The organism is Pseudomonas wenzhouensis (genome assembly GCF_021029445.1).
Classification (GTDB): Bacteria; Pseudomonadota; Gammaproteobacteria; order Pseudomonadales; family Pseudomonadaceae; genus Aquipseudomonas; species Aquipseudomonas wenzhouensis.
The window spans coordinates 2164560-2190226 of sequence record NZ_CP072610.1; the positions used below are offsets into that span (position 1 = coordinate 2164560).

Genomic DNA, 25667 nt, shown 5'->3' on the forward strand with positions numbered 1-25667 from the left:
TATGAGCTACGGTTGCAGTTCAATCCAAAAAAAGAAAGTTGGCCGGATGATTGCGGACGGATAGCCGCGTGGCTACCCGTCCTGGTTAAGCTTCTTATTCTAGGACCTTTTGAGATGACTTCTGTAGTCGACTGAGAAGCCAGCAAGCGATAAGTACAGCGATCAGCAATGGTGGGATGCGCACCATCAGAATCACCAGTAGCATTATCGTAAGGCAGCCAGCCAGTATCCCGGCAAACATGAACGCGGCTGCGAACGTGCGTAGCAGTAGCTTCATATCGCCTCCTTACAGGTAGCCCAGTTCTGCCAGTGACACGCAGCCTTCGTTCCCCACCACGATGTGATCGAGCGTTCTAACTCCGACCAGACTCAGTGCCTCCTGCAGTTTTGTGGTGAGATTGCGATCCGCCATGCTGGGCTCAGGGTCTCCCGAAGGGTGGTTGTGCACCAGGATCAGGGCAGCGGCGTTGTGCTCCAGGGCGAGTTTCACGACCTCCCGTGGGTAGACGCTGGCGCTATCCAGCGTGCCGCGAAACACTTCCTCAAATGCGATCACTCGGTGCCGGCTGTCGAGCATGAGCAGTGCGAACACCTCGTGCTCATAATCAGCCAGCAGCGCCTGCAGGTGACTGAATACCTCCTTCGGCGATGTCAGGGCTCGTCCCTTGCGCAGGCGCAGACTGGCCAGTTGCCTGGCCATCAGTAGGATGTCGTTTTCCGTCACCGGCGACTCGACCAGGTAGGTGCCGGTCGTGTCACTGGCTTTCAGCTTGTGCAGGCGCATGGCGGCCTCCTTGGTCTCGGTCTGTGGGTGGGGTTTGACGAGCAGCTTGTGCATCGAGCTTTTCAGTCAGGCTGGGTTTGGTGGGGTTGAGTTGCGAAATTGTTGCTGCAGCAGGGGCTTCACCCTCGGGGTAGAACTCTTCCACGATGGCGCTGGCATCCTCCTCGCTGTCTTCGAATGCTCCGTTGCCAAAGCCGCGTCGTGCTGCCTCATCCAAGGCGGCTTGATCGAAGCCTGCAGCTTGCCGCCGCGAATCGAGTTCATTGGCGGTCACTAGCGCTTCGGCCATATCCATCCCACTGCGTACCGTCAGGTCGGTATAGAAGATCGGAGTGCCATGGCTCTGCCGAGTCGACTTGCCACGCAGACGCAATTCCAGCGGCAGGCAGGCCAGCCGATTGCCAGAAATAGCCTGGAAGTAATGCAGGCGTGCGACCAGGGTGCGGATGCTGTTGAAACCGGTGGTGCGGAATACAAAGCTACCCAGCGGATCGTCATCACCAATCAGCACGTTCAGCCGACCATAGGGTTTGCAGGCACCGCCTTTGGCCAGTGAACAGGCGTCCGGTGAAGGGCAGGGCAGTGACTGCATGCCGTCCTGGGTAACGCGTTTACAGGCCTCACCATTGCCCACGCACAGCGGCCGGCCAGACTGCCGGTCGAACAGTGTGTAGTCAGCCCTGAAGTTCAGCTCCGGTTCGTTGAACAGCAGTCGTACCGGAATGCTGCGCAGCTTGTCGTCCTTGCCCTGACGCAGCTCGTTATTGAGCGGGTGCAGCAGCCAGCCGTCCTTACCCTGCACCTGGGACGTGATGGTGAATTGGTCATCTTTCTCCGGCAGGCGCTTGCCGTTCTTCTCGATGACTTTACCGATGGAAATCCGTCCGAGCACGGGCGGGGTGATTGCCAAACCTTTGAGCATGGTGGTTCTCCTGCAAACGAAAAAAGGCCAGCCACGCAGCGCGAACTGCATGGACTGGCCAGGGGGAGGGAGTGGTTGAGCGGGGTGGGATTAGCCGACCAGGAAGCGCCGCGCACCCGTTTTCAGCAGTGGGTACTTGGCCTGCAGGTGCGGCTTGTCTTTGAGCAGTTGCGCGACATCGAAGCCGACACTGTCTTTGGCCTTGCGCCAGGTGATGTAACCGTTGGAGAACTCCGCCCGGCTAGCATCGCCCATGGCCTGCTGCAGCATCTGCTTTAGCTCAGCCTCGCGTTTTTCCTTGTCGGCAATCGACTGACGAACAGCCTTCAGCTCGACGTAAGCCGCGCTGAGCCCGGCATGCTGGGTGAAGTCGACGACTTGGCCGTTGTCCTCCGGGTAGAGGCAGCGCAGGGCTGACTCTGCCGAAGCGGTGCCATCAGCCGGTGGCGGCGTATCAGTCTCCACGTAGTGCCAGAACTGGCGCTCCAGCTCGATCAGGCGAGCGATCATCTGCTCATCCCGCTCGATACGGTGGATCTCCAGCGTCTGGCCGCCCAGCAATACGGCCACATCCGCTCCCTGCTTGCCGGTGACGGCGAGCTGGTGCATGACCTGCAGTTGCACGTACTCGGGCACGCCCTCTTTCCAGAGGCGTGCGCCGTTTATGCCGGCGGTCTTGCATTCGAGGATTTGCACGCCATCGGCCCCGACAACCTCGCGGTCGATGTTGGCCAGCATCCAGGGCAGCTCCGGATCAGGGTGCTGCAGTACGGCGTTGATGCGCCGCACCTTGTGCTTGGTGCGCTTGCTGTAATGCCAGGCCACGATGGGCTCCAGCACGTTGCCCCAGTACATCGGGCTTTCCTCATCGTGCGGGTCGGCCTTGGGCATGCCGGCATCGCGACCGGTTTTCTCCATCCAGAGTTCCAGCTGCGACTTGTAGGGGTTAAGGCCGACCGCTGCAGCTGCATCTGAACTACCGATGCCTTGCTTGCGGATCTGCAGCCAGTCCTCACGTGGCAGCTCCTTGGTGCTGACCAGGCGCAGAGCCGGGCGGGATTTGCTGGTGCTGCGATTCAATGAAGTAGCTTTCATCATGTTTCTCCTGCAGGCATAAAAACGCCCAGCCAGCACAAGGCTGACCGGGCGTTTATGGTGGTAGGTGGATGGCTAGTTAGGGATATGCCGTTGACATATCCCGTTTGATTGGCACAATGGGCTATACGTAAGGTATATCCCCAGGAGGTTTCCATGGAACAAGGTGCAGTTTTTCAGAGCAACCGCAGTCAGGCGGTGCGTTTGCCCAAGGCGGTTGCGCTGCCTGAGGATGTGAAGCGGGTGGATGTAGTGGTAGTTGGTCGAGCCCGAATCATCACGCCGGCAGGCGAGGCCTGGGACCTCTGGTTCGATGGCGAAGGTGTGACCGCTGACTACATGGCGGATCGCGAGCAGCCTGCAGATCAAGAGCGAGATGCGTTCTGATGCTGAAGTACATGCTTGATACCAACATCTGCATTTTCACGATCAAGAATCGTCCTGAGCAGGTGCGGGAAGCCTTCAAGCGCCATTCAGGGCAGCTTAGCATCAGCACTGTCACCCTGATGGAGCTTATTTACGGCGCCGAGAAGTCCGCTAATCCCGAGCGTAATCTGGCGGACGTTGAGGGTTTCGCTGCGCGCCTGGAAGTACTGCCTTACGACGCTCAAGCAGCGGCTCATTCCGGGCAATTGCGAGCTGAGCTGGCTCGTATCGGCAAGCCTATTGGCCCGTATGATCAGATGATTGCAGGACACGCACGTGCCCAGGGACTGATTCTGGTCACGAATAATCTTCGTGAGTTCGAGCGAGTTCCAGGTTTGCGCGTCGAGGATTGGGTGAACGCCTGATTAAGGGCGATCATTTAATGCAGAGCAGCTGAACAACCCCTGATCACCCTTGTGGCGATCAGGGGCTGTGTTTATGCCGCACCAGCTTAAGCGGCGAGCTGCAGTGCTGCGTCAAGCGCGCGTTGCTTGATCTGCGCGCCCTGGCCGAACCAGGCAGAGTCCAATCGATACTCAGTGCTGCGCGCCCGGCGTTCGTGATCGACGTACTCGGTCACGGCATTGAGCAGGCCCCAGGCAGTGCCGCGTGCTGAGTCCAGCTGGCTGCCCCGGCCACGGCCTTCGTACAGCTCCTGCACTTTGCGCAGAGCGCGCTCGTTCGGCAGCTGTTCAGGAAGCGGACCGGTCGGGCTGGTCTCACACATCACTTTCATAAAGAAGCCCAGTGCCTCATGCCACTGCACCTTGCGTTCCGCCAAGTGGCGCATGCGGTACATGAAGTCGTCCCATTGCGAGACGGCGACACCAAGCTGCTTCTTCACCAGCTCACCATCGAAGCGGGTGCTGTGCGGCACCTTGATCGCACGGCTGGTGCCGTCCAGGGCGATGGTGAGGGTGTTGTTGCAGACCACGCGAATGGTGGTGGGCGTTGCCGTGGTGGCCAGGGTGCCGTCGCAGGAAGTGGCCAGCAGCAGGTAGCCATTCACTTGGTCGTTGCCCTTGAGCGCAGCGCCCTGGCCGGTACGCGCCAGCGCCCAGAACTTGCGACCACCCTTGAGCACGCCAGCGGTTTCCAGCTCGTAGCCGGAGACCTCGGTTAGATCGCGGTAGAACTCCAGCACCTCGCGAGGCTGCACGGTGTGGTAGCGCTGCGAGACCACCGACAGCGGTGCCTTGGTGTCCGAACGGTAGAGCACCTTCTGCTCGGGGAATGAGTGGATCGCGCCCAGATGGCCGATTGCGTCCGACTTGAAGTGCACAGGGCTTTCCAGGATCTGCCAGTCCATACCGGCTTCGCGTTGCCAGACTTCGATGGGCTGTTTCTGCGGCAGGTTGTTGCCCAGGCCGTGCCACGGGGTAGCGCCAACGTAGGCCATGGTTTCGACGAGATGAGCCATTACAATACTCCTTCTACGCATGTATACGTAATAACGTTTCGTTTATCGGCGCGATGAATTCAACGCTCATTTTGTGTAAAGGCAGTGCCGCAGTGATGGCACTCATAGTTGTCGAGTACGTGAGAGTCAAACTCTTCACCCATCTTAGCGCCGGCCAGCCCCCCGGCAGTTCCACCTGCCAGGCCGCCCAGAATCGCGCCAGCCAGGCTACCCAGCGTAATACCCACGGGGCCAGCGAAAGCACCTATAAGCGCGCCGCTTTTTGCGCCAGCCATAGCGCCTGCTGCTCCGCTCGCCGTGCCGCCAACGGCACCAATAGCGCCCCCGACTTTCCGACCATGATTGCGCGCTACAACTCGAAGAGAACCGCAGGAAGGACAGCAAATACTCATCATTCAGACTCCTGTTCAAAAGAGGATACCCAGAGGTAGAAACGAGCCTTTAGTGCTCGTCTTCCCATGGGTAATAAAGGTCTGAAATATTTTTGAATCGCGTAGCGTGTTAGCAGCGTTCATGATTCCCGGCTTGTTGGCCAGCGAAGTATCCGCTGCACTGCGTAGATTCACGCATTGCCGGTTTCGAGACTGAAATTGCCCCTTTCGGGGGGGGGCGTCTGGTTTAGGTTTTAATGAAAGCGCTCGTACCAAGATGCTGAAGATGACTCAGCTATACCGGTGCGAGTGACCCGGTCGAACCCCCAGCATCGTGATCTGTTTGTGAGCATCGGATAGACAGCTTTCACGACTGCTGCTACCTTATTAAAAGGTAATACCTTTAGATAAAGAGGGCTAACCATGGCCACTTCCATCAAAATTGATGACAAGCTAAAAGGCCGCATTCAGCAGTTGGCGAGCCAACGCCAGCGCTCGTCTCACTGGATCATGCGCGAGGCAATCACCCAGTACGTCGAGCGTGAGGAGGCCCGTGAGAGCTTCAAGCAGGAAGCCCTGGCATCGTGGGCGGCATATCAGGAAACCGGACGGCATTTGACCAGCCAAGAAACTCGGACCTGGCTCGGTAGCTGGGGAACAGATACTGAGGCAGAGTTGCCCAAGTGCCACGACTGATCGTCACGGAAGGCGCGGCGAAGGGCCTGGAGCGTTGCCGGCGATTTCTCTCCGATAAAGATCCGCAGGTCGCGCGCCGTGCTGCACAGGCAATCGAGCGCCAATTCGCTCGATTGGAGGAAAGTCCGGAAGTAGGGCGTCCATTTCCAGATCTGCCAGAGCTGCGTGAGCTCATCATTGAGTTTGGTGACTCAGGTTACGTCGCGTTGTACCGCTATGAGCGCGCAGATGACACCGCCTATGTCTTGGCCTTTCGCCATCAAAAAGAAGCTGGCTACTGAGGCTGGACAGCAGCTTTCGGGCTCCCGGCAAGAATCGACTCCAGCCTCTCTCCCAATAACCGCCATGCTTCGGTCTTTTCCTTGGCGTAATCGTGGTGCAGGTAATGCCGGCGTACCTTGGAGCCACCCAGCAGGTGGTTCTGGCAGCGATCAATGATTTCCAGCGTGACACCGAGCTCCTGCATCATGGTTGCACCTGTGCGACGCAGGTCGTGTGGTGTCCATTCGCCCTTTATGCCCTTGCTCAGTACCAGTGAGTCGTCATGATGTCGGCCAGCCAAAGGCTTGGTGCGGTTTTTGAACCGGCACTGCCGGTCTCCGATTAGCTTGCTGACAGTCTTGGTATCAACGTGGCTTTTACCGTCCTTGCTGGGGAAGCAGAACGGTGTATTACCGGTTTCTTTCTGCAGTCGCTGGAACTGCGCGATGGAAAAAGCTGATAGGAACACATGGTGATCCTGACGTTTGCCTTTATGGCCTTTGGTAGCCTCGGCAGGGATGAACCAGGTGCCTTTCTTCAGGTCCAGGTAGCGCCACTCGGCCTCAAGCAGTTCGCCGATACGACATAGGGTGCTCAGGCAGATCCACAGAGCGCACTGGACTCGCGTGTTGACCGGGCGAATGCCGGAATACTTCTGGCCAGCGGGAAGCTCTTCGTAGTCTTTCTCTAGGCGTTCGAGGATGTCACGCAGCTCGCGAATCTCGTCGGGGGAGAGCAGGCGGTCGCGTTGTTCTTCATAATCGTGATCGAGCAGCTTGCTAACATCTATAAGGTCGGCTGGATTGCCGTCAGTCATCAGGCCTCGCCAGGGTTTGCGTTTCTCACCCCAGCGCAACATCTGGCCCATGCGGGCCGAGTAGCCGCCACAGACATCTCGATTGCGGCGCAGCTCCCGGCTGATGGTCGAAGGGGATCGGGTGATCAAGCAAGCAATCTTGCGCAGGCTGAACCCTTGGGCACGGCCGATTTGAATGGTGGCGCGTTCTTCAACGCTGAGTTCGGAATAAGACATAGGGGCAGCACCGTACCGGAAAGGTCAGGTGTTGCACTCAGTTTTTGCCGCCGCCTTGTTTTTTGATTTTCCATCGAAAGGTTAAAACCACCGGCTTTCAGCCGGTGAGCTTTAGCGCCACCATGCGGGGCTGGAGGGCAAGCGCATGGATTACAGATACGGCAGTCATACGGTCTACCAGATCGAGTATCACTTTGTTTGGGTGACTAAGTACCGATACAAGGTGCTCAGCGGTGAGGTTGCTGAGCGAGTGCGAGAGCTGGTGAGACAGACGTGCGAAGCATTTGAAATTCGGATTGTGAAAGGTGTGGTGAGCAAGGATCACGTGCATATTCTGGTGAGCAGTCCGCCGAATTTGGCGCCGAGTGAGATCATGAGGCGGATCAAGGGGCGTACGGCGAGCAAGATTTTCGAGGAGTTTCCCCATCTGAAAAAGCGCTATTGGGGGCAGCATTTTTGGGCTCGCGGGTACTTTTGCGCGACGGTTGGGCAGATGACGGAAGAGATGATCAAGCAGTATCTGGAGCATCATTTTGAGCCGAGCCCGAACGATAATTTCAGGATGGAGCCTGACTGATCCGACGCGTCGTTCAGTCGACGCGTATCCGGACTTTCAGTCCGTAAGTCACTAACCCACCGACTTCAGTCGGTGGTTGTTGAGTTGCAGAATGATTAGTATGCTGGCATGTCGCCATTGGATTGGTTCGATCTTCTACCGAAGGAAGAGTTCATGCTTAAGAAGTCCCTGCTAGCTTTATCTGTTGTTGCCCTCGCAAGTGGTTGCTCTGTTACTCCCAACGTGATTACTCCGCAAAGCCTTGAAACGACAGCGCTTTCGGATATCGAACGCTTGGCGCAGGAGCAGGCTGTTGAGGCAGCGATCTCTCTGGATGAGGCGATCGCCCGCGCCGTTCTCAACAATCGTGATAAGAAATTGAAGTCCCTGGAAGCGGCTCTGGCCCAAGGGCAAATCGATCTTGTTCGCCATGAGATGTTGCCTGAGTTGACGGCATCGGCGGGTTATTCGAAGCGCAGCGAATATGCAGCGTCTGCCAGCGTCAACTTTACTGACGGCGAGCCGGATGCGCTGGGACCGAACCCGGCTTACTCCGTTTCACAGGGGCGTGAGCGTGATACTCAGGATGTTGCCTTCTCCTGGAATGTCCTCGACTTTGGTCTGTCCTATGTTCGTGCTCAGCAGCATGCGGATCGTTATCTGATTACTAGGGAGCGTGAGCGAAAGGTTGTTCACAACATTACCCAGGACGTGCGCGCTGCCTACTGGCGAGCAGTCTCGGCAGAGCGCCTGCTGAGCAAGATCAACCCCCTGATCGACCAAGCCAGTGATGCACTGGCGAACTCTCGCCAGGTAGAAACTCAAGGATTGCGCTCACCGCTGGATGCGCTGTATTACCAGCGTGAGTTGCTGGATATTCTCCGCGCGCTGCAGGCCCTGCGTCAGGACCTTATGGGGGCCAAGACCGAGTTGTCGGCCCTCATGGGTTTGAAGCCGGGCACGCAGTTCTCGCTGGTTGACGTGTCGAATCCGGCTTTTGTAGTGCCGGAGCTGAGCGTGGGCCTGGCCGAGATGGAAGAGCAGGCGCTGCAGCAGCGCCCTGAACTGGTCGAAACTCACTACCAGAAACGCATTTCTGCTGCAGAGACAAAGGCAGCAATGCTGAGCCTGCTCCCGGGCATTCAGTTGACCGCCGGCTCCTACCAGGATAGTAACGAATATCTGCTGAACCAGGATTGGACCAGTGTCGGCGCGCAGATCAGCTGGAACATGCTGGACGTGTTCAAGATTGGCGCTGAGCGTCGGATGGCAGAGACCCGCGAGGCGCTGACCGAAGAGCAGCGTTTGGCTACCTCCATGGCGGTTCTCACTCAGGTGCATCTCTCTCGCATCCGCTATGAGCAGGCGCGCAAAAGCTTCGACCTGGCTACTCAGTATCTCGGTGTTGCCGAGCGCATTGGCGAGCAGACCCGCAATGCTGCGGAGCACAAGCGCATGTCGCAGCTCGATCTGATTCGTGAGTCGCTTAACACTGTCCTGGCCGAGCTGCGCCGTGATGTTGCGTATGCCGATCTGCAGAACAGCTACGGTCGTGTCTTTGTGACCATCGGCATGGATCTGCTCCCGCAGGATTATCAGACTCTGAATGTTGAGGCGTTGGGCCAGGAGATCGGACAGCGCTTTGATCAGTGGCAGCATTCAGCTCAAAGTGCACAGTCTGCGGAGGCCGTTGTGCCAGTTGAGTCTGATCAAGTCGTCGCCAGCGACAAGACCAGCTGATGCGTCAGCAATTCAATCTGGGGCTGTCGCTGGCCCTGCTGGCAAGCGCGGCTTCGGCTCAGGCCGAGTACCAGGCGCGAGCAGTGATCAAGTCACTGGATCGCGCCGTACTCTCGGGCGAGCTGGCTGCGCGCGTTGAGCGCATTCCTTACCTTCCCGGTGAGGCCTTTGAAAGGGGAGCAGTTCTGGTTGATCTGGACTGTTCCCTGTATGACGCCCAGGCCGAGAAGGTGGCTGCTGAAGTTCAGGCAGCGCGAATCAAAAGCGAAAATGCTCGTGAGCTTGATGCCTTGAACTCAATCGGTGGGCTGGATGTCGCTCTGGCGCAGTCAGAATATGCCCAGGCTCTGGCTGAGCTGAAAATTGCCCGTCTCAACACCGACCGCTGTGTAATCAAGGCACCCTGGCGAGGCCGCGTTGTCGGTCTGCGGGTCAACGCCCACGAGAATATTCGCCAGCAACAGGAATTGATTGAGGTTGTGGGTGACCAGAACCTCGAGGCGGAAGTGGTTGTGCCTGCAGCCTGGCTGAACTGGCTGACCGTGGGCCAGCCAATCAGCTTGCTGGTGGACAACCTTGCCGAACCCGAATCTGCCGAGGTTAGGGCGATTATTCCCGCAATTGATGCTGTCAGCCAGACAGTCCTGCTGAGAGCCAAATTGCCACAAAACACGCAACTTATACCCGGTATGAGCGCGACTGCCGTATTCAGCGAGCCCGCGCCCGCCGAAGAACAAGTCAGCCCCTGAAACAGACCATCTGGCCGGTGCCCTAAAGGGATAGAGGACATGAAAAAACACACCCCCGCTAACGCAGTTCGCTTTCGCCGCAAGCCCCTGATCAGTGCGCTGGAGCCGCGCATTCTGCTTGATGGTGCTGCGGTTGCTACCGCTGTAGAAATGACCACGGACGTGGCTTTTCAGGAGGCCGCAACGCATACCGCTTCGGCCGAACAGAGTATGCATTTTGCTGCGCCGGCGCCCACGGCAAGTGAGCCTGGTAATCGCCGCGAAGTCGCTTTTGTCGATACCTCGGTAGACAACTATCAGGACTTGGTCGATGGGCTGGATGACGGTGTTGAAGTCATTCTGATAGACAGCAGCGAGAACGGCCTGGAACAAATGGTCGCCGCGCTGCAGGGGCAGTCGGGTATTGATGCCATCCACCTGTTCTCTCACGGTGATGTGGGTGAGCTGAAACTCGGCACACTGACGCTTAATGGTGAGAATCTGGATGCCAATGCGCAACTGCTCGCCGCGCTGGGTGAAACGCTGACCGAGTCGGGTGACCTGATGCTCTATGGTTGCTACGTCGGCTCTGACAGTGAAGGGCAGGGGTTTCTGGATGCTGTAGCGCAACTCACCAGCGCTGATGTTGCTGCGTCCGAAGACCTGACCGGTGCCCAGGCACTCGGCGGGGACTGGGAGCTTGAGGTGACCAGTGGTTCGGTTGAGACGACTGCATTGGTTGCGGCTGGCTTCGAAGGAGTGTTGGCTCCGACTGTGTCGGCTATCGCTGACTCTGTTACCTACACCGAGGGTGGAGCGCCGGTTCTGATTGATGCCGGCATTTCCTTCAACGGTGGCGGGGACTACCGAGAGGGCTACATTCGCTTCGCCGTTGATAATCCGACCTCAGGTGATAACTTTATTCTGCAAGACGCTAGCGACGTCAATGTAGAGGGTGCTATCTCGGTAGTTGGCAACGACGTATACCGAGGAAATGGCGCAGGCCGTGAACGTATTGGATCAATCGACGCGGTTGAGAACGGGCGCAACGGTCAGCCACTGAAAATTCTTCTCTCTTCACCTCTTCCGAATTCCGGTTTTGAGGAGGGGACTGCGAATTGGGCTTTGTCTAGTGAAATCTATGGGGATAGTGCCGGGGAGATCAACTTTGATGGCCAGCCGATCAACTTTAATGGCCATGGAGACGCCAATCTAACCTATCCCACTAGCGGCAACGGTACGATTAATACAGTAGCTAGCAGTGGTAGCTTTGATCCTCAAGCGTCAATTGAAGATGGTCAGGGCGTTAACAATAGCAAGGCACTCTATCTCAAGAGTACCGGTAATATTGTTCAAGAAGACCAGCTTCCCCAAGGTAATGGTTACCAAACGGATGGTTATGGCTCTATCCACGGTCCGTATGCTACTAGCTCCGTTATTACCGTCGAGGATGGAGATTCCATCTCGCTGGATTTTCGTGCGGTAGGTAGTGGTGATGATTACGAAGTGTTCGGCTTGCTGCGTGCTGTAGACGGTTCCGGCAATTTCCTTAGTGATGACCCAAATGACCCTGCGAACGTCATCTTGTTTGCGGAGCGGGGGGCCGATACCAATGGCTATATACGTGTTGATAAGGCGGGCTTGAGTGCAGGTCAATATCGTTTTCAGTTTGTCGGTGGGACTTATGATGCCTCCGGCGGTTATTTAGTAGGATCAAACCTCTACGTCGATAACATTCGCTTGATTTCTTCTACTGTCGTGACAGATACAATCGCGAGCAATATTGCTTCGCAGGTTGCTTACAACAGTACTGCCACCGATACAGAAACGGAGCGAAATATAACTGTCTCTGCTATGGACAGCGGTGGGGCAGTAGGGTCCGATACGATAACCCTGAGAGTTAATCAGCTCAATAATGCACCAGCATTCTCAGGTGACGCTACCCTTGGCGCTGTTAATGAGGACACAACGTCTCCTGGCGGCTCAACCGTTGGTAGTCTGTTTAACGGTGTATTTGCTGATCCAGATACTACCTATACACCGGCTGACTCTCTGGCTGGCATCATTATTACCGGTGACGCCAGCGGCCCATCCCAAGGTGAGTGGCAATATTCCACTGATGGCACCAACTGGCTAGCGGTTGGTACTGTGTCGGCCAATGCGGGTCTGCTGCTATCTTCTACTGCGAGCCTGCGGTTCGTTCCTGCGGCGGATTACAATGGTACCCCGGGTAGCCTTAGCGTCCATGCGGTAGATAGCTCCGATTCTGGAATTACCTTCACGTCTGGCGCCTCTCGGCAAGCCTATGATACGACCGCTGTCGGAAATACTGGCGGTACAACAGCCGTTTCGGCTAGCGCGGTCAGTCTGGCGACATCGATCACTGCGGTAGATGACGCTCCTGTTATGGACACCCCGGCATCTCCATCGATAAATGATACCGACCAGTTGGATACATTTGGTGAGGTTAACGGGACATTAACTGCTTCCGACCGTGATACAGCGACCGCTGATCTGCGCTACGGCATCCAGGGTGGCGAGTTACTGGTTGCCGATGTGTCTCTGGAGGGTGCCTATGGCACTCTGAAGGTCATCAGAGAGACAGGTGAATATACCTACACGCCAAACTCAGCGGCGATCAATGCGCTCGGCAGCGCAACTACCGATTCTTTCACCGTAACGGTCAGCGACGGCACAACAACGGTCGCCAAGACATTGACATTTAACATCAATGGAACCAACGATGCGCCTGTATTTGGCACAATCGAGACGGTCGATACCACAACAACACCGCCTGACCTGAGCGGCGGTGGCGACCCAGCGTCAGGCGTTGAGGTGTTCGATAATGGTTTGCTGAAGTTCGGCAATGGTGTGCAGGAGTCACTGAATGCGCTCACCGGCATGCTGGAGCAGCCGTTCTATTATGAGGGCGGAAGTGCAAATCAGCTAACCTTCGCGCAGTATGCTCTGAACTTCTCCCTTGGGGTTAACGGTGACGGTACCAACGATTGGAACCTGAACGGCGATTTGAACATGGCGCCGCAGTTTACCAATGTGACTGTGGACACCAGTGGCTTCAGCAGCGGAAGCGGAACCTTGATCTGGCGTGGCGATATTACGATCAATGGCGCTCAGCTGCAGGTCACACATGTGTACACGTTGCCGGCCGACTCCGCGTTTTTGCAAACGCGGACCTACATCACCAATATAGGTTCCAGTGATGCAACCAACCTGAGGATTTGGGTTGGTACACAAGACGATTTCATTGCTGGTGCTGACAACCCTTCCAAGCAGAAAGGCAACCTTGTCGGCGGTGAATTTGATGTCATCACCAGCGCGGAGCAGCAAGCGCAGGCAATCAAGATTTACAGTGATGACACCGCAGTTCTGTTTTTTTCTACGTCCGATAAGGCCAACACCATCATTGGTCAGAATTACGGCTGGAATCCAAACGATCCGGCTGGAGAAGATACTCCTTCCATCAACCCTCAGGAATCGGCCTATGAGCAAGGCCCTGATGATGGCGGATATGCGCTGTTTGTTCGACTTGAAGACTTGGCTGCGGGAGAGAGTCAAAGCTTTGACTGGTATTATGCCGCTGGCTCCAGCGAGCAGATCGATTCGATCATCGGTGAAGTGGCTGCCGCAGCCTCTACTAACCTGGTAGAGGGTAGCGCTCAGCTCATTGCTGATGGTGAGTATGTTGTGTCGGACGTCGACACCGGTGATGTGGTAACGGTAACCCCGACCAGTGTCAGAGCTGTGCAGCGCGACTCCGCTGGTAACCCGATTGCGCTTGGTAATGTGCCGGATGAAGCAACACTGCTGTCCATGTTGAATATCACTCCTGAAACGGTGGTTGACGCCGTCAGCACCACAGGCAATTTTGACTGGACCTTCGACGCCGGTAGTCAGGGCTTCGACTTTCTGGGGCAAGGCGAGACGCTGGTTCTGAGCTATACCCTGACCGCTGATGACGGCAATGGCGGTACTGCTGAGCAGACTGTTGAGATCATTATCGAAGGGGTCAACGATGCTCCTGTCGCGCAGTCGGGCACCCAGAGTGTTGCCGAGAACGGGGCTTACTCCGGTAACGTTCCTGCTGCAACCGACGTCGATGGCACAATCACTGGATATCAGCTGGTCAGTTCTGTTGCCAGCGGGGCTCTGATCTTCAACAGCAACGGAAGCTATTCGTTCAATCCAGGTACGTCATTCGACGATCTGGCTGCGGGTGAGAGCAGACAAGTTAGCTTTACCTACCGAGCGGTTGATGACAATGGAGCGGTTAGTGAAACAGCAACCATTACCTTGACCGTTGTTGGCAGCAATGATGCACCGGAGATCGCGGCTATGGATGTAGCTGGCCAGATCACTGATGGCAGCACCCTGACTGACAGTGGGTCGATCACGTTCACTGATTCGGATCAATCTGACCGGCCGACCGCGACCGAATCGACCAAATCGATTACAGCCAAGCAAGCGGATGGCGTCACCGATCTGCAGCTGAGTGAAGCTCAGCGGGCGGCGATAGAGAATGCCTTCAGCATCAGCGCGGCGGCGGGTAATGACAATAACGGTACCATCAACTGGACCTATGACATTGACGCCGGCGACCTGGAATTCCTGGCTAAGGGTGAAGTGGTTACCGCCGTGTTTACCATCACGGTCAACGATGGCAAGGGCGGTACTGACACGCAGGATGTCACCGTTACCCTGACCGGCAGCAATGATGTGCCGGAGATCAGCGTAGGTGATGTTGCCGGCGAGATCACCGACGGCAGCAGTGACCTGACTGACAGCGGTTCGATCAGCTTTAGCGATGTGGATCTGACCGACCGCCCGACGGCGAGCGAAGTAATCAAGTCAGTCACCGCCAAGAAAGCCGACGGCACCACCAATCTGCCGCTGACCACCGAGCAGCTGGCAGCGATAGAGAATGCCTTCAGCATCAGCGCGGCGGCGGGTAATGACAATAACGGTACCATCAACTGGACCTATGACATTGACGCCGGCGACCTGGAATTCCTGGCTAAGGGTGAAGTGGTTACCGCCGTGTTTACCATCACGGTCAACGATGGCAAGGGCGGTACTGACACGCAGGATGTCACCGTTACCCTGACCGGCAGCAATGATGTGCCGGAGATCAGCGTAGGTGATGTTGCCGGCGAGATCACCGACGGCAGCAGTGACCTGACTGACAGCGGTTCGATCAGCTTTAGCGATGTGGATCTGACCGACCGCCCGACGGCGAGCGAAGTAATCAAGTCAGTCACCGCCAAGAAAGCCGACGGCACCACCAATCTGCCGCTGACCACCGAGCAGCTGGCAGCGATAGAGAATGCCTTCAGCATCAGCGCGGCGGCGGGTAATGACAATAACGGTACCATCAACTGGACCTATGACATTGACGCCGGCGACCTGGAATTCCTGGCTAAGGGTGAAGTGGTTACCGCCGTGTTTACCATCACGGTCAACGATGGCAAGGGCGGTACTGACACGCAGGATGTCACCGTTACCCTGACCGGCAGCAACGATGAACCGCAGGTCACCGTTGACGCGCCTGAGGACTTTACCGAAGCAGGTGACGCCGCAGCCCAGGATCTGGTGCAGTCCGGCGAGGTCCACTTTGCGGATGTCGATCTGACGGACACGATTGATGTCAGCTTTGAGTCGAATGACGACATCACCTGGAGCCGCGCGGATGACAGTGTCGTAGGTTCGCTGCCTGCAGGGCTGGCTCAGGCGCTGGTTGACGCATTCAGCACCGGTGCCACCGGGCTGGATAACGAAGGAAGCATTGGCTGGACGTACGATGTTCGTGGCCTTGATCTCGACTTCCTTAACGCCGGTGACCAGATCAATTTCAGCTATACCGTGACAGTTGAAGACAGTCAGGGCGCGACTGATCAGGCTGTTGTGAACTTCCGGATCCTCGGCACCAACGATGCCCCAGAAGTCACCGCGCGCGAGCTGATCCGTGAGGAAACCACTGTGCAGCTGGGCGACCGCTATGCGCTCGAAGTGGACAGTCTGTTCTCCGACAAGGACTCGACGCTAAGCAGAGAGGATCTGGATTTCAGTATCAGCGGACTGCCGCGCGGGCTGGTTTACAACCCGGAGACCGGTTCGATCTCTGGCTCGCCGCGCGAGCCCGGTGTGTTCGAGGTTCAGGTAACGGCAATTGATGCCGAGGGTGCCACTGTCTCCAGAGTGTTCGAGCTGACGGTCACTGCAGTGCCTAACGAAGCTCCGGCCAATCCCGGCCCGGGCAGTACTCCGCCCCCAGCGCCCGATACTGACTCCCAGCCGGTTGAACTCCCGCAGTCGGGTATGCCAGATGGTCTTGTCAGCGAGAGCGGCGACAGGCGTGACCCGCTGGATTCCAGTGGTTATATGCCGTCGTCCGGCCTTGGCTTCGAAAGTGTTGTTGAAGATGCCATTGGTGAGGGTAGCGAGGGGTCTGATGATCTGCAGGGTGCGGGCAACGGTAGCGAAGGTTCATCAGAGCAGGTCATTCTGTCCGAGCCGGGCGCTATTGTGGTTCAGGTCAGAAATACCGATGGGTCAACGACCGTTCGCGCATCGGTTGACGTCAATGTAAACGAGGCGGGTCAGGTCGAGTTCAGCCAGGTTCAGCAGGATGCATTTGGCGTTGTTTCGCTGGTTGTAACCAGCATCCAGAACAACTCCGAAGGGCAGGTGGTGATCGCGATTCAGGACACCAGCACCAACGGTGGTTCCCAGCGATACGGCGGAACGCTGTCGAGTGGTGAACAGCTCCCCGGCTGGATTCAGCTGGATCCAACCACTGGGTCGGTCACCATCAGCAATCCGCCTGCTGGTCAGAAAGAGGTCAGTATCCGGGTTCAGGCGATCGGCTCCGACGGGCAGATTCGTGTGCTTGAGCTCAAGCTTGACCTTGAGGAGCTGTTCAAGCGGGCGGCCGGCGCTGATGCGGAAACTGCGGAGCCTGCCGACGTCGAGTCAACGGGATTCATTCCTCTGAATGACCAGTTGGCTGCGGAAATAGCGGCACGTGACCACTATGGCAGCCGACTCGTGTCGATGCTCCAGTCAGTTTAAGGGGTATTGGTGAGCGATACTGTCGCGGCCCTTTTGGGGCTTGAACAGCAACTGCGCAAGGCTGAAAGCCTTGCGCAGTTGTTTTATACATTGGTCAATCAGACACATACCTGCGTGCCTTACACCCAGAGCGTTTTGCTGGTCGGTGAGCGTATGCAGCGGCCGCATGTCGTTGCCGCGTCTGATTTGCCTACCGTTGATTACACCTCACCCTACATCGCCTGGGTTGAGCAATTGGCGCGTTTTGTAATTGGGCAGGGGAGTCCGGAAAATCAGACCCAGTTGAGGCCGGCTGATCTGAGCGCAGACCTTGCCAACGAATGGCGAGAGCTTGGTCTGCCCGACCATATCCTTTGGCAACCGCTGCGGATCGAGGCCAGAAATGGCGAGGTTGCAGGCGTTCTGCTTCTTCTGCGGGACAAAAGCTGGAGCGAAGCTGAACAGAGTGTACTGCAGCATCTGGCGGGGAGTGCCGGGCACGCGCTTTTTGCTCTGCGGCGTGGTCAGCAGTTCACTCGTTTGAAAAGCAACCTGCAGCACCGCAAGGTGTGGCTGGCCAGCCTGTTGGCGGTTCTGCTGATAATGCTGCTACCGGTGCGCCTGAGCACCCTGGCGCCGGTTGAAGTGGTACCGAAGTCGCCCCATGTTGTTGCAGCCCCCCTGGAAGGGGTGGTCAGGCAGGTAGCGGTAAAACCCAATCAGCAGGTGCGCCCGGGCGACGTGCTGATCGAGCTTGAGCAAAGTGAGCTTGCCAGTAAGGAGGCGGTTGCCAGGCAGGCGTTATCCGTTGCCGAGGCCGAGTTGAAAACGGTTCAGCAGGGCGGCTTTCTGGATCCCACGCAGAAAGCCAGGCTCGCCGAACTGGAAGCGCAGGTTCGTTTGAGACAGGCCGAGTGGCAGTTTTCCCAGGACCAGCTGGAACGCTCGGTGATTACGGCTGACCGGCCGGGTGTTGCCGTACTCGACAACCCGGACGACTGGAAGGGCCGGCCTGTGAGGGTAGGGGAACGGATTATGCAGGTTGCGGATCCGACCCAGGTGGAGTTCAGAATCATGCTGCCGGTCAAGGATTCGATTTCCCTGGTATCGGGATCGGAGGTAAGGGTTTTTCTCGACAATGATCCTCTGCATGCCTGGTCGGCACAGCTCAGTGAGTCCGGTTACGAACCACAGACGACGCCGGATCAGCAGCTGGCCTACCGTTTGATCGCACAGCTCAGCGAGTCTGAGCGGCAGGCAGAGCCTCCCCGTGTTGGCCTGCGTGGTACCGCCAAGGTGTACGGTGAGAAGGTGAGCATCTTCTTCTACCTGTTTCGCCGCCCCATTACCTCGGTTCGGCAGTGGCTGGGATGGTAGAGTTCAGGCTACCTGCACTCAGGCAGGACCTGAAGCTGCTGCCGGGAGGGCATGACGAAGATGGTGCGCCACGTTATCTGCTGCATGATCGAGTGCGTAACCGTTATTTCACCCTGTCGATAGACGCCCTGGCGCTGATTCGCCACTGGCAGCCAGGCCGCACGCTGGAAGAGATGCATGCATTTCTGCAGGCCCGAGGGCTGGATCATGCGGTCGAGGAGATTCGCGCGTTTTCCGATTTTCTGATTGCAAACAACCTGGTGCTTGCCCGCAGCAACGGTGCCAGTGACGCCTTTTATCGTCAACAGCAGGGCAGCCGGCCCAGTGTCTTGCAATGGTTACTGCATAACTATCTGTTTATTCGAATCCCGCTGTTTCGGCCTGACAACTGGCTGAATAAAGTCGGTCCGAAGCTGTCATGGCTGCTCGGCAGTACTGCTCATCGGATCGTTATGGTTCTCGGAGTTCTGGGCGGTCTGCTGGTGCTGCGTCAATGGGACGAGTTCAGTGCGACCTTTCTTTACTTCTTCAGCCTGGAAGGGTTTCTGCTTTACGGCCTGACGCTGGTGCTGGTCAAGAGTGCCCATGAATTGGGGCATGCGCTGGTATCGCAAAGACTAGGTTGCAGAGTGGCGTCCATGGGCGTCGCATTCCTGGTGATGTTTCCGGTGCTGTATACCGATACTACGGATGCCTGGAAGCTGCAGTCCCGTCGCGATCGCCTGCGTATTGTCACTGCTGGCGTCCGAACAGAGCTTTATCTCGCGCTCATTGCCACGTTCCTGTGGGGTGTCCTGCCGGATGGTTCGCTGCGCAGTGCCGCGTTTTTTATTGCGACCACCAGTTGGGTTACCTCTGTCCTGGTCAACATCAGTCCGTTTATGCGGTTTGACGGGTACTACGCGTTTTCCGACTTGATTGGGGTAGAGAACCTTCAGCAGCGTGCGTTCGAACTCGGACGCTGGCGGTTGCGTCGCTGGCTATGGGGGCTGAATGATCCGCTGCCGGAGCCGATGCCACGTCGACGCGCACGGCTGCTGATCCTCTATGCCTGGGGCACATGGCTGTACCGCTTTTTCCTGTTCCTGGGTATTGCTCTGCTGGTGTATCACTTTTTCTTCAAGGTGCTTGGCATCTTTCTATTCATTGTCGAGGTGCTCTGGTTCATCGTCATGCCCATATTCAAGGAAGTACGTACGTGGCGAGAGCGTCGCGCTGATTTTCACTGGACAGGCTGGCGATTGGTCGGGTGGGCACTGCCATTGCTGGCGCTAGTCTGGATGTTGCTGCCCTTGTCGGTTGATGTTCGGCTGCCATCCGTCTTGCGTGCTCAGCAGGTGCAAGCGCTGTTTGCGTCGGAGCCGGCTCAGGTAGTGGCGGTTCACGTGCAGTCCGGCGATCAGGTGACGGCGGGTCAGGTACTTGTGCAATTGCAGTCGCCGGAACTCAGGCAGCAAGTGCAGGAAACGCTGGAACAGCTTCAGCTGGTTCGCCTGAAGCTCTCTCGTCAGTCGACTTTTCGTGATGACCAGGTCGCTCAGGCGGTCAACCTTGAGCGTCTGCAGCAGTTGAATGAGCAGTTGGCCGGGTTGCGCCAGCGGGAGGCGAAGCTGGTCGTCAGGGCTCCGATCAACGGTTTTGTCGGCGCCATGGCAAGCCTGTCTGGCAACCAGTGGATCGGACGCGATGAGCCGATTCTTACACTGGTCAACAGTGACCAACTGATCATTGAAGGATTGGTAAACGAGCGTTATCTGACCTCTCTTGAGCACGGTCAGGTCGGTGTATTTGTCGCATCCTCCGGTGAGGGCGAGCGAATACCTGTGCGGATTGCACAAATTGATATCAGCGCTGTTCCGGCGTTGCCCTACGCAGAGCTCGGCTCTGACGCGGGCGGCCCTATCGCCGCACGACTCAAGGATGACCGGCTGATACCGGAAGCCGCACATTATCGCGTCGAAATGACGCTTGAAGGCCCTGTACCCGAGGTTCTTCGACAGAAAAGGGAGGTCGGCGTGGCCGTCATTGAAGGCAAGCCACGGAGTGCATTGCTGCATCAGTTGCAGCGTCTGATGGCGCTGTTCATCAGAGAGTCCGGATTCTGAAGCGATGAGTTCCGCGCGTCAGTACTGGTCAAAGATGATCAACGCCTGCTTGGACTGATCAAGTATGCCTGGCTCGGATAAGCCGGCGCCGCGCGGTAACCGATCAGTTGCCGAGTTTCGATTGCTGCAGATAGTCGGTCGCCAGCATGCTCAGCGTTCGTATGCCGGTCACCAGCGCGGCGTCGTCAACCATGAACCCGGGGGAATGATTCGGCGCGGCCTTGCCCATCTGCTCCATTGGCGTTACACCCAAAAAGACAAACAGGCCCGGTGCTTGGTTGGCATAGAACGAGAAGTCTTCCGAGCCGGTAACCATTGGCGATACCATCACGCGATCCTGTGCTGCTCGGCGCAGGGTCGGCACCATGCGCTCGGTCAGTTCGGGGTTGTTGGTGGTGGTCAGGTAGCTGTCGATGATTCTTACCTCGGCGCTGGCTCCTGCCGCTTCCGCGATTCCCTTGGCAGTGCGCTCAGTTGGCCCTCACGGCCTGACCTCTACTTCTGGTGAGTACTAAAAATGGGGGGATTACCCGCCTGCAGATCGCTCCGGTCAGCAGTGGAAGGTCTTTAACCGCATCACTGTGAGGAAACTCCAGACATGCCCGGAAGAGGACTTTCGCCTGACTGAGTCTCGGCTTGGGCGGTCGCTGAAGCGCCACTTAATACCGATTATTCTCCCAGAGCCATCCAGCGCAGATGCAGCCAGATGTCGTGACAATCTCGAATCGCTGGCTGTTCTGATTGTGGCTACCCAAGAGCGAATCGACTACGAGGACTCAATTGACTGGTTCTGCTTTGATCCAGAGTGCCGGTACCAGCTAAAGCCGGGTGAGTCGGTTATCTACAACCAGTCAGAGGCGGGAACAGAGCAGTGGCAGCGAACCGGGCGCAAGAGCGACCTGCTTTGGCACTACTGGATGAATCGTGCTGTTCAGGCCTTCATCCACTCGGGCATAGCTGAGCAAGTCATTGGCAAGCCAGAGAACCATGAATTGAATCAGCTGGCCTATATCAAGGCGATGCGCAGTGAGCTGCAATTGCAGCAGATTTATGGTTTGGCTGACCGGCTGTCTCTCGGTGATGGCTCCCAGGTTCAGCTTCATAATGTGTTGCTGGCAAGCGAGCTGGCCTCGGTTTTCTTTAGGCTATGTCTGAGTTAACTGTTGCATATCCCTATACCCCAACGCCTCTTTCAAGCAAATCAATGGGTTGAGCTGTGTTTTGTAGCGCTCAAGCAGGCGGCGCCAGCCCAGATAGTTCGTTAGGTACTTGGTGGCCACACCATGAAAAGGAATCATCCAGCTCTTGAGTCGGCTGTCGTAGGCATTCACATTCTGGATGTGGAAAGCACCATCAACCCGTCGATTCTGGCTCGGGTTAATCGGTCGGTGAGTGATGCCTTCAACCTTGGCGAAATGGGCGTAGACACTTGCGCTGTCAGTACAGAGAATCGCATCCGCGTCTATCAGCGGGCGTAGCCGCTCCCCTATGTGCTGTGCATCCAGCTTTTCCAACTTGAAGTCTGCCTGCTGACCACTGCGATCTCTTACCACCAGCACAGGAATTTGCTCGGCATACAGTCCGCGTCGTTTGGCGCTGCCACCGCGCCGACGAGGCGGTCGAGGCAGTTCGCGTTGCCCCTTGAAGGACTCCAGGAAGAAGGTTTCATCTGCTTCAACAATGCCTGACGCGTGCTGGGCCTGGTGATCGGCAATCCGCGAAAGAAACCTATGTCGCCACAGGAAAGCTGTGTTTTTGCTGACGCCACAATGAACGGCGGCCTTGCGCACGCTCAGGCTCTGGGTCAGTGCGTCCGCATAGTCTTGCCAGAGATGGCGCTTTCTCAGTCGCGCCATTGGGGTGCCCGTCAGGGCATTGCTGGTTTTGCCGCAAACCTTGCAGCGGTATCGCGGCAAGTCACCACTGGAACCCCAGGGGCGCAGTTCCCGCGATTGACAATGCGGGCAATGGCTTGGGGCCTTGATTGCGTCCTGCGAGTGCCTCGCAGCTGGCAAGAGCTTGGATCTCAACTGGTCACGTTGCTCTGGGTTGAGGCTGGAGAGCTGTGCCATCCACCGCGAAAACTGAACCGCTTTCATGATAGATCCCTCATGCTGGGAAAGATCACGATTCAGTTTAGACCACTGCAACAGCTAACTCAGACAGAGCCTTTCTTTAAGGGGCATTTCATCCAGCCGTTCCAACGTTATCTCCAAGAGCATGGCGTGCTTGCTCATGCACTTGGTCGTCTGGCTATGGATGGCTTGTTGTCGGGAGAGAACAGGTTCCCCATGACCTGGTCCGAAGAGGAAGAAAAGATCCGTAGGATTAAAGGCTGGACGGTCAGCGAGGCTCGGGCAGCTGAAAAATCCATCCAGGTTTCCTTGGAATGCGGATTCCACGGTCATCTGGCCACCCATTCCATGAGCATCTGACCACCGATTCCACGGTGATCCGGCCACCCATTCCACGCGCATCCGGCCACTGATTCCACGGCCATCCGGCCACTCAACCGGGCAGGCAGTAACGCAGGATTTCTTCACTACCATCGACCTCTTTTTCGAAGCAGAGAGGTCGTCGTGGAGCATTTATCCATGCGTAAGATTCGCGAAGTACTACGTCTCAAGTTCGAGGTCGGACTATCGGCTCGCCAGATTGCGGTCAGCGTGCAGGTCGGTCGTGTCACCGTCGGCGACTACCTCAATCGTTTTGCCGCCAGCGGTCTCAGTTGGCCCTGTTCGTTGTCCGATGCCGAGTTGGAGCATCAGCTGTTCCCGCCACCGCCGGCGGTACCCAGCGAGCAACGACCGCTGCCCGATTGGGCCATGATCCACGCCGAGCTGCGTCGCCCCGGCGTGACCCTGGCGCTGCTCTGGCAGGAGTATCGCCTGAGCCAGCCGCAGGGCTTTCAATACAGCTGGTTCTGCGAGCACTACCGAGCCTGGCAGGGCAAGCTGGACGTGGTGATGCGCCAGGAGCATCGCGTCGGCGAGAAGTTGTTCGTCGACTACGCCGGGCAGACGGTGCCGGTGATCGACCGCCACAGCGGCGAGATCCGCCAGGCGCAGGTGTTCGTCGCGGTGCTTGGTGCATCCAGCTACACCTTCGCCGAAGCCACCTGGTCGCAGCAGTTACCTGACTGGCTGGGCTCCCATGCCCGCTGCTTCGCCTTCCTCGGCGGCGTGCCCGAGATCGTGGTGCCGGACAACCTGCGCAGCGCGGTGAGCAAGAGCCATCGCTACGAGCCGGACATCAACCCGAGCTACCGCGATCTGGCCGAGCACTATGGCGTGGCGGTGGTGCCGGCGCGGGCGCGTAAGCCGCGCGACAAGGCTAAGGCTGAGGTCGGCGTGCAGGTGGTCGAGCGCTGGATCCTCGCCGCGCTGAGGAACCGCCAGTTCTTCTCCCTGGACGAACTCAACAGCGCCATTGCCTTATTGCTGGAGCGGCTCAACCGACGACCGTTTCGCAAGCTGCCGGGCTCCCGGCACTCGGCCTTCGAAGCCCTGGATCGTCCAGCGCTGCGCCCACTGCCGGAGCAGCCCTACGTGTATGCCGAGTGGAAGAAGGCGCGGGTGCACATCGACTACCACGTCGAGGTCGATGGGCACTACTACTCGGTGCCGTACCAACTGGTGAAGAAACAACTGGAAGTACGCCTGACAGCGCGCACGGTGGAGTGCTTCCACGCCAATCAGCGGGTGGCCAGCCACCTGCGCTCACCGCACAAGGGCCGGCACAGCACACAGGCCGAGCACATGCCCAAGAGCCATCGCGAGCACGCCGAGTGGACGCCACAACGGCTGATCCGCTGGGCTGAGCAGACCGGGCCGAACACGGCCGGCGTGATCAGCCACATCCTCGAACGGCGCATCCACCCAACCCAAGGCTACCGGGCCTGCCTGGGCATCCTGCGCCTGGGCAAGACCCATGGCGAAGTGCGCTTGGAGTTGGCCTGCCGTCGCGCCCTCAGCCTCGGTGCGTGCAGCTACAAGAGCCTCGAATCGATCCTGCGCCAGGGGCTGGAAAACCTGCCGTTGGCTCAAGCCAACCTGCCCCTGCTGCCGGACGACCACGCCAACCTGCGCGGCCCCGGCTACTACCACTGAACACAAGGAATCCCACCATGCTGCCCCATCCGACCCTGGACAAGCTCCAGACCCTGCGCCTGCACGGCATGCTCAAGGCACTCGCCGAGCAACTGAAAACCCCGGACATCGACAGCCTGAGCTTCGAGGAACGCCTCGGCCTGTTGGTCGACCGCGAACTGACTGAACGCGACGACAAGCGCCTGAGCAGCCGCCTGCGCCAGGCCCGGCTCAAGCACAACGCCAGCCTCGAAGACATCGACTACCGCAGCCCGCGCGGGCTGGATAAGGCGCTGATCCTGCAACTGAGCGGCGGCCAGTGGCTACGCGACGGCCTCAACCTGATCATCGGCGGCCCCACCGGCGTGGGCAAAACCTGGCTGGCCTGCGCCCTGGCCCACCAGGCCTGCCGAGAGGGCTACAGCGTGCGTTACCTGCGCTTGCCGCGCCTACTGGAGGAGTTGGGCCTGGCTCACGGCGACGGGCGCTTCGCCAAGCTGATGAGCAGCTACGCCAAGACCGACCTGCTGATCCTCGATGACTGGGGTCTGGCCCCGTTCACCGCCGAACAGCGTCGCGACATGCTGGAGCTACTGGATGATCGCTACGGCCAGCGCTCGACCCTGGTCACCAGCCAGATGCCGGTGGACAACTGGCACGAACTGATCGGCGATCCGACCCTGGCCGATGCCATCCTCGACCGCCTGGTGCACAACGCTTATCGGATCAATCTGAAGGGTGAATCAATGCGCAAACGGACGCAGAAATTGACGACGCCAGCCAACCCGGACTAACAATGCCACCCCTGCGTCGCTGCGCTCCGACTGCCCGGCCGGATGGCCGTGGAACAGGTGGCCAGATGGCCGTGGAATGCCTGGCCAGATGAGCGTGGACTGGGTGGCCGGATGGCGTGGAATCCGCACCTTGGAAGACCTGTAAGCAGCAGATGCTCGGGTTTGGATTGAGCCATCCAGTGTTATGCCCATCGGCGTCTGAATGC

At 57.8% G+C, this 25667-nt stretch carries 20 protein-coding genes and 3 pseudogenes; 14 read left to right on the top strand and 9 right to left on the bottom strand.

Annotated features, from left to right (window positions below; all coding sequences use genetic code 11):
• Positions 1-94: 94 nt before the first annotated feature.
• The 4 genes from J7655_RS09935 to J7655_RS09950 form a co-directional block, all read right to left on the bottom strand.
• Complete coding sequence (locus tag J7655_RS09935) at positions 95-277, bottom strand: hypothetical protein (protein ID WP_230927600.1); 183 nt, start codon at positions 275-277, stop codon at positions 95-97.
• A gap of 9 nt (positions 278-286) precedes the next feature.
• A complete protein-coding gene (gene radC, locus J7655_RS09940) occupies positions 287-784 on the bottom strand; it encodes a RadC family protein (protein ID WP_230927601.1) in 498 nt (165 codons plus the stop codon).
• Positions 756-1706, bottom strand: a complete 951-nt coding sequence (locus J7655_RS09945) for a recombination directionality factor (protein WP_230927602.1) — start codon at positions 1704-1706, stop codon at positions 756-758. The genes radC and J7655_RS09945 overlap by 29 nt, the downstream gene beginning before the upstream one ends.
• A 90-nt stretch (positions 1707-1796) precedes the next feature.
• On the bottom strand, positions 1797-2801 hold the full coding sequence (locus J7655_RS09950) for a YqaJ viral recombinase family nuclease (protein ID WP_230927603.1): 1005 nt from the start codon (positions 2799-2801) through the stop codon (positions 1797-1799).
• Between the two features lie 156 nt (positions 2802-2957).
• Here J7655_RS09950 and vapB point away from each other — a divergent pair, with 156 nt between their 5' ends.
• Both vapB and vapC read left to right on the top strand, forming a co-directional pair.
• The gene (gene vapB / locus J7655_RS09955) at positions 2958-3188 is read left to right on the top strand and encodes a type II toxin-antitoxin system VapB family antitoxin (RefSeq protein ID WP_057391045.1); all 231 of its coding nucleotides are present in this window, start codon (positions 2958-2960) and stop codon (positions 3186-3188) included.
• Entirely contained in the window at positions 3188-3592 is a 405-nt protein-coding gene (gene vapC, locus J7655_RS09960; protein ID WP_009408500.1) for a type II toxin-antitoxin system tRNA(fMet)-specific endonuclease VapC, read from the top strand. Before vapB ends, vapC begins: the two co-directional genes overlap by 1 nt.
• An 86-nt stretch (positions 3593-3678) precedes the next feature.
• Here vapC and J7655_RS09965 read toward each other — a convergent pair whose 3' ends face one another.
• A complete protein-coding gene (locus J7655_RS09965; protein ID WP_230927604.1) occupies positions 3679-4647 on the bottom strand; it encodes a DUF932 domain-containing protein in 969 nt (322 codons plus the stop codon).
• Between the two features lie 794 nt (positions 4648-5441).
• Between J7655_RS09965 and J7655_RS09975 the strand changes: the two genes are divergently transcribed.
• Together J7655_RS09975 and J7655_RS09980 are read left to right on the top strand one after the other, a co-directional pair.
• The gene (locus tag J7655_RS09975) at positions 5442-5714 is read left to right on the top strand and encodes a CopG family ribbon-helix-helix protein (protein ID WP_096862010.1); all 273 of its coding nucleotides are present in this window, start codon (positions 5442-5444) and stop codon (positions 5712-5714) included.
• Entirely contained in the window at positions 5702-5995 is a 294-nt protein-coding gene (locus J7655_RS09980) for a type II toxin-antitoxin system RelE/ParE family toxin (protein ID WP_010953434.1), read from the top strand. Before J7655_RS09975 ends, J7655_RS09980 begins: the two co-directional genes overlap by 13 nt.
• Here the strand turns inward: J7655_RS09980 and J7655_RS09985 are convergent.
• Positions 5989-6852 (bottom strand): annotated as a pseudogene (locus tag J7655_RS09985) (site-specific integrase); the annotation flags it as partial. The gene J7655_RS09980 and the pseudogene J7655_RS09985 overlap by 7 nt on opposite strands.
• Positions 6835-7008, bottom strand: a pseudogene (locus tag J7655_RS09990) (helix-turn-helix domain-containing protein); the annotation flags it as partial. The pseudogenes J7655_RS09990 and J7655_RS09985, both read right to left, overlap by 18 nt.
• Before the next feature lie 145 nt (positions 7009-7153).
• On the opposite strand from J7655_RS09990, the gene tnpA reads away from it, so the two are divergent.
• The 6 genes from tnpA (at position 7154) to J7655_RS10020 (ending at position 20579) form a co-directional block, all read left to right on the top strand.
• On the top strand, positions 7154-7585 hold the full coding sequence (gene tnpA, locus J7655_RS09995; protein ID WP_230924495.1) for an IS200/IS605 family transposase: 432 nt from the start codon (positions 7154-7156) through the stop codon (positions 7583-7585).
• Positions 7586-7738: 153 nt separating this feature from the next.
• On the top strand, positions 7739-9304 hold the full coding sequence (locus tag J7655_RS10000) for a TolC family protein (protein WP_230927605.1): 1566 nt from the start codon (positions 7739-7741) through the stop codon (positions 9302-9304).
• Complete coding sequence (locus tag J7655_RS10005; protein ID WP_230927606.1) at positions 9304-10053, top strand: efflux RND transporter periplasmic adaptor subunit; 750 nt, start codon at positions 9304-9306, stop codon at positions 10051-10053. The genes J7655_RS10000 and J7655_RS10005 overlap by 1 nt, the downstream gene beginning before the upstream one ends.
• Before the next feature lie 39 nt (positions 10054-10092).
• Complete coding sequence (locus J7655_RS10010) at positions 10093-17118, top strand: VCBS domain-containing protein (RefSeq protein ID WP_230927607.1); 7026 nt, start codon at positions 10093-10095, stop codon at positions 17116-17118.
• Positions 17119-17127: 9 nt separating this feature from the next.
• A complete protein-coding gene (locus J7655_RS10015; protein ID WP_230927608.1) occupies positions 17128-18474 on the top strand; it encodes an efflux RND transporter periplasmic adaptor subunit in 1347 nt (448 codons plus the stop codon).
• Positions 18468-20579 carry a site-2 protease family protein gene (locus tag J7655_RS10020; RefSeq protein ID WP_230927609.1) on the top strand — a complete coding sequence of 704 codons (2112 nt, stop codon included), beginning with the start codon at positions 18468-18470 and terminating at the stop codon, positions 20577-20579. The genes J7655_RS10015 and J7655_RS10020 overlap by 7 nt, the downstream gene beginning before the upstream one ends.
• A gap of 103 nt (positions 20580-20682) precedes the next feature.
• Here J7655_RS10020 and J7655_RS10025 read toward each other — a convergent pair.
• Positions 20683-21048: pseudogene (locus J7655_RS10025) on the bottom strand (M20/M25/M40 family metallo-hydrolase); the annotation flags it as partial.
• Positions 21049-21322: 274 nt separating this feature from the next.
• Between J7655_RS10025 and J7655_RS10030 the strand changes: the two are divergent.
• Positions 21323-21739: a hypothetical protein gene (locus J7655_RS10030; RefSeq protein WP_230927610.1), complete on the top strand. Its 417-nt coding sequence runs from the start codon at positions 21323-21325 to the stop codon at positions 21737-21739.
• Here the strand turns inward: J7655_RS10030 and J7655_RS10035 are convergent.
• Entirely contained in the window at positions 21725-22678 is a 954-nt protein-coding gene (locus J7655_RS10035) for an IS1595-like element ISAchd1 family transposase (protein WP_230927611.1), read from the bottom strand. The genes J7655_RS10030 and J7655_RS10035 overlap by 15 nt on opposite strands.
• Positions 22679-22690: 12 nt before the next feature.
• Here J7655_RS10035 and J7655_RS10040 point away from each other — a divergent pair, with 12 nt between their 5' ends.
• The 3 genes from J7655_RS10040 to istB all read left to right on the top strand — a co-directional run bounded on the left by J7655_RS10040 (position 22691) and on the right by istB (position 25461).
• On the top strand, positions 22691-23014 hold the full coding sequence (locus J7655_RS10040; RefSeq protein ID WP_230927612.1) for a hypothetical protein: 324 nt from the start codon (positions 22691-22693) through the stop codon (positions 23012-23014).
• 159 nt (positions 23015-23173) lie between these two features.
• A complete protein-coding gene (istA, locus tag J7655_RS10045) occupies positions 23174-24688 on the top strand; it encodes an IS21 family transposase (RefSeq protein ID WP_230925725.1) in 1515 nt (504 codons plus the stop codon).
• Between the two features lie 17 nt (positions 24689-24705).
• On the top strand, positions 24706-25461 hold the full coding sequence (gene istB / locus J7655_RS10050) for an IS21-like element ISPpu7 family helper ATPase IstB (protein ID WP_230925724.1): 756 nt from the start codon (positions 24706-24708) through the stop codon (positions 25459-25461).
• Positions 25462-25667 lie beyond the last annotated feature (206 nt).

What these genes read in the sequence shown, in the direction of transcription:
- J7655_RS10020 (WP_230927609.1), top strand. Translation starts at nt 18,468, where the DNA reads ATGGTAGAGTTCAGGCTACCTGCACTCAGGCAGGACCTGAAGCTGCTG.
- J7655_RS09945 (WP_230927602.1), bottom strand. Translation starts at nt 1,706, where the DNA reads ATGCTCAAAGGTTTGGCAATCACCCCGCCCGTGCTCGGACGGATTTCC.
- J7655_RS10005 (WP_230927606.1), top strand. Translation starts at nt 9,304, where the DNA reads ATGCGTCAGCAATTCAATCTGGGGCTGTCGCTGGCCCTGCTGGCAAGC.
- J7655_RS09950 (WP_230927603.1), bottom strand. Translation starts at nt 2,801, where the DNA reads ATGAAAGCTACTTCATTGAATCGCAGCACCAGCAAATCCCGCCCGGCT.
- J7655_RS10035 (WP_230927611.1), bottom strand. Translation starts at nt 22,678, where the DNA reads ATGAAAGCGGTTCAGTTTTCGCGGTGGATGGCACAGCTCTCCAGCCTC.
- J7655_RS09935 (WP_230927600.1), bottom strand. Translation starts at nt 277, where the DNA reads ATGAAGCTACTGCTACGCACGTTCGCAGCCGCGTTCATGTTTGCCGGG.
- radC (WP_230927601.1), bottom strand. Translation starts at nt 784, where the DNA reads ATGCGCCTGCACAAGCTGAAAGCCAGTGACACGACCGGCACCTACCTG.
- vapB (WP_057391045.1), top strand. Translation starts at nt 2,958, where the DNA reads ATGGAACAAGGTGCAGTTTTTCAGAGCAACCGCAGTCAGGCGGTGCGT.
- J7655_RS10040 (WP_230927612.1), top strand. Translation starts at nt 22,691, where the DNA reads ATGCTGGGAAAGATCACGATTCAGTTTAGACCACTGCAACAGCTAACT.
- tnpA (WP_230924495.1), top strand. Translation starts at nt 7,154, where the DNA reads ATGGATTACAGATACGGCAGTCATACGGTCTACCAGATCGAGTATCAC.
- J7655_RS09975 (WP_096862010.1), top strand. Translation starts at nt 5,442, where the DNA reads ATGGCCACTTCCATCAAAATTGATGACAAGCTAAAAGGCCGCATTCAG.
- istA (WP_230925725.1), top strand. Translation starts at nt 23,174, where the DNA reads ATGCGTAAGATTCGCGAAGTACTACGTCTCAAGTTCGAGGTCGGACTA.
- istB (WP_230925724.1), top strand. Translation starts at nt 24,706, where the DNA reads ATGCTGCCCCATCCGACCCTGGACAAGCTCCAGACCCTGCGCCTGCAC.
- vapC (WP_009408500.1), top strand. Translation starts at nt 3,188, where the DNA reads ATGCTGAAGTACATGCTTGATACCAACATCTGCATTTTCACGATCAAG.
- J7655_RS10010 (WP_230927607.1), top strand. Translation starts at nt 10,093, where the DNA reads ATGAAAAAACACACCCCCGCTAACGCAGTTCGCTTTCGCCGCAAGCCC.
- J7655_RS09965 (WP_230927604.1), bottom strand. Translation starts at nt 4,647, where the DNA reads ATGGCTCATCTCGTCGAAACCATGGCCTACGTTGGCGCTACCCCGTGG.
- J7655_RS10000 (WP_230927605.1), top strand. Translation starts at nt 7,739, where the DNA reads ATGCTTAAGAAGTCCCTGCTAGCTTTATCTGTTGTTGCCCTCGCAAGT.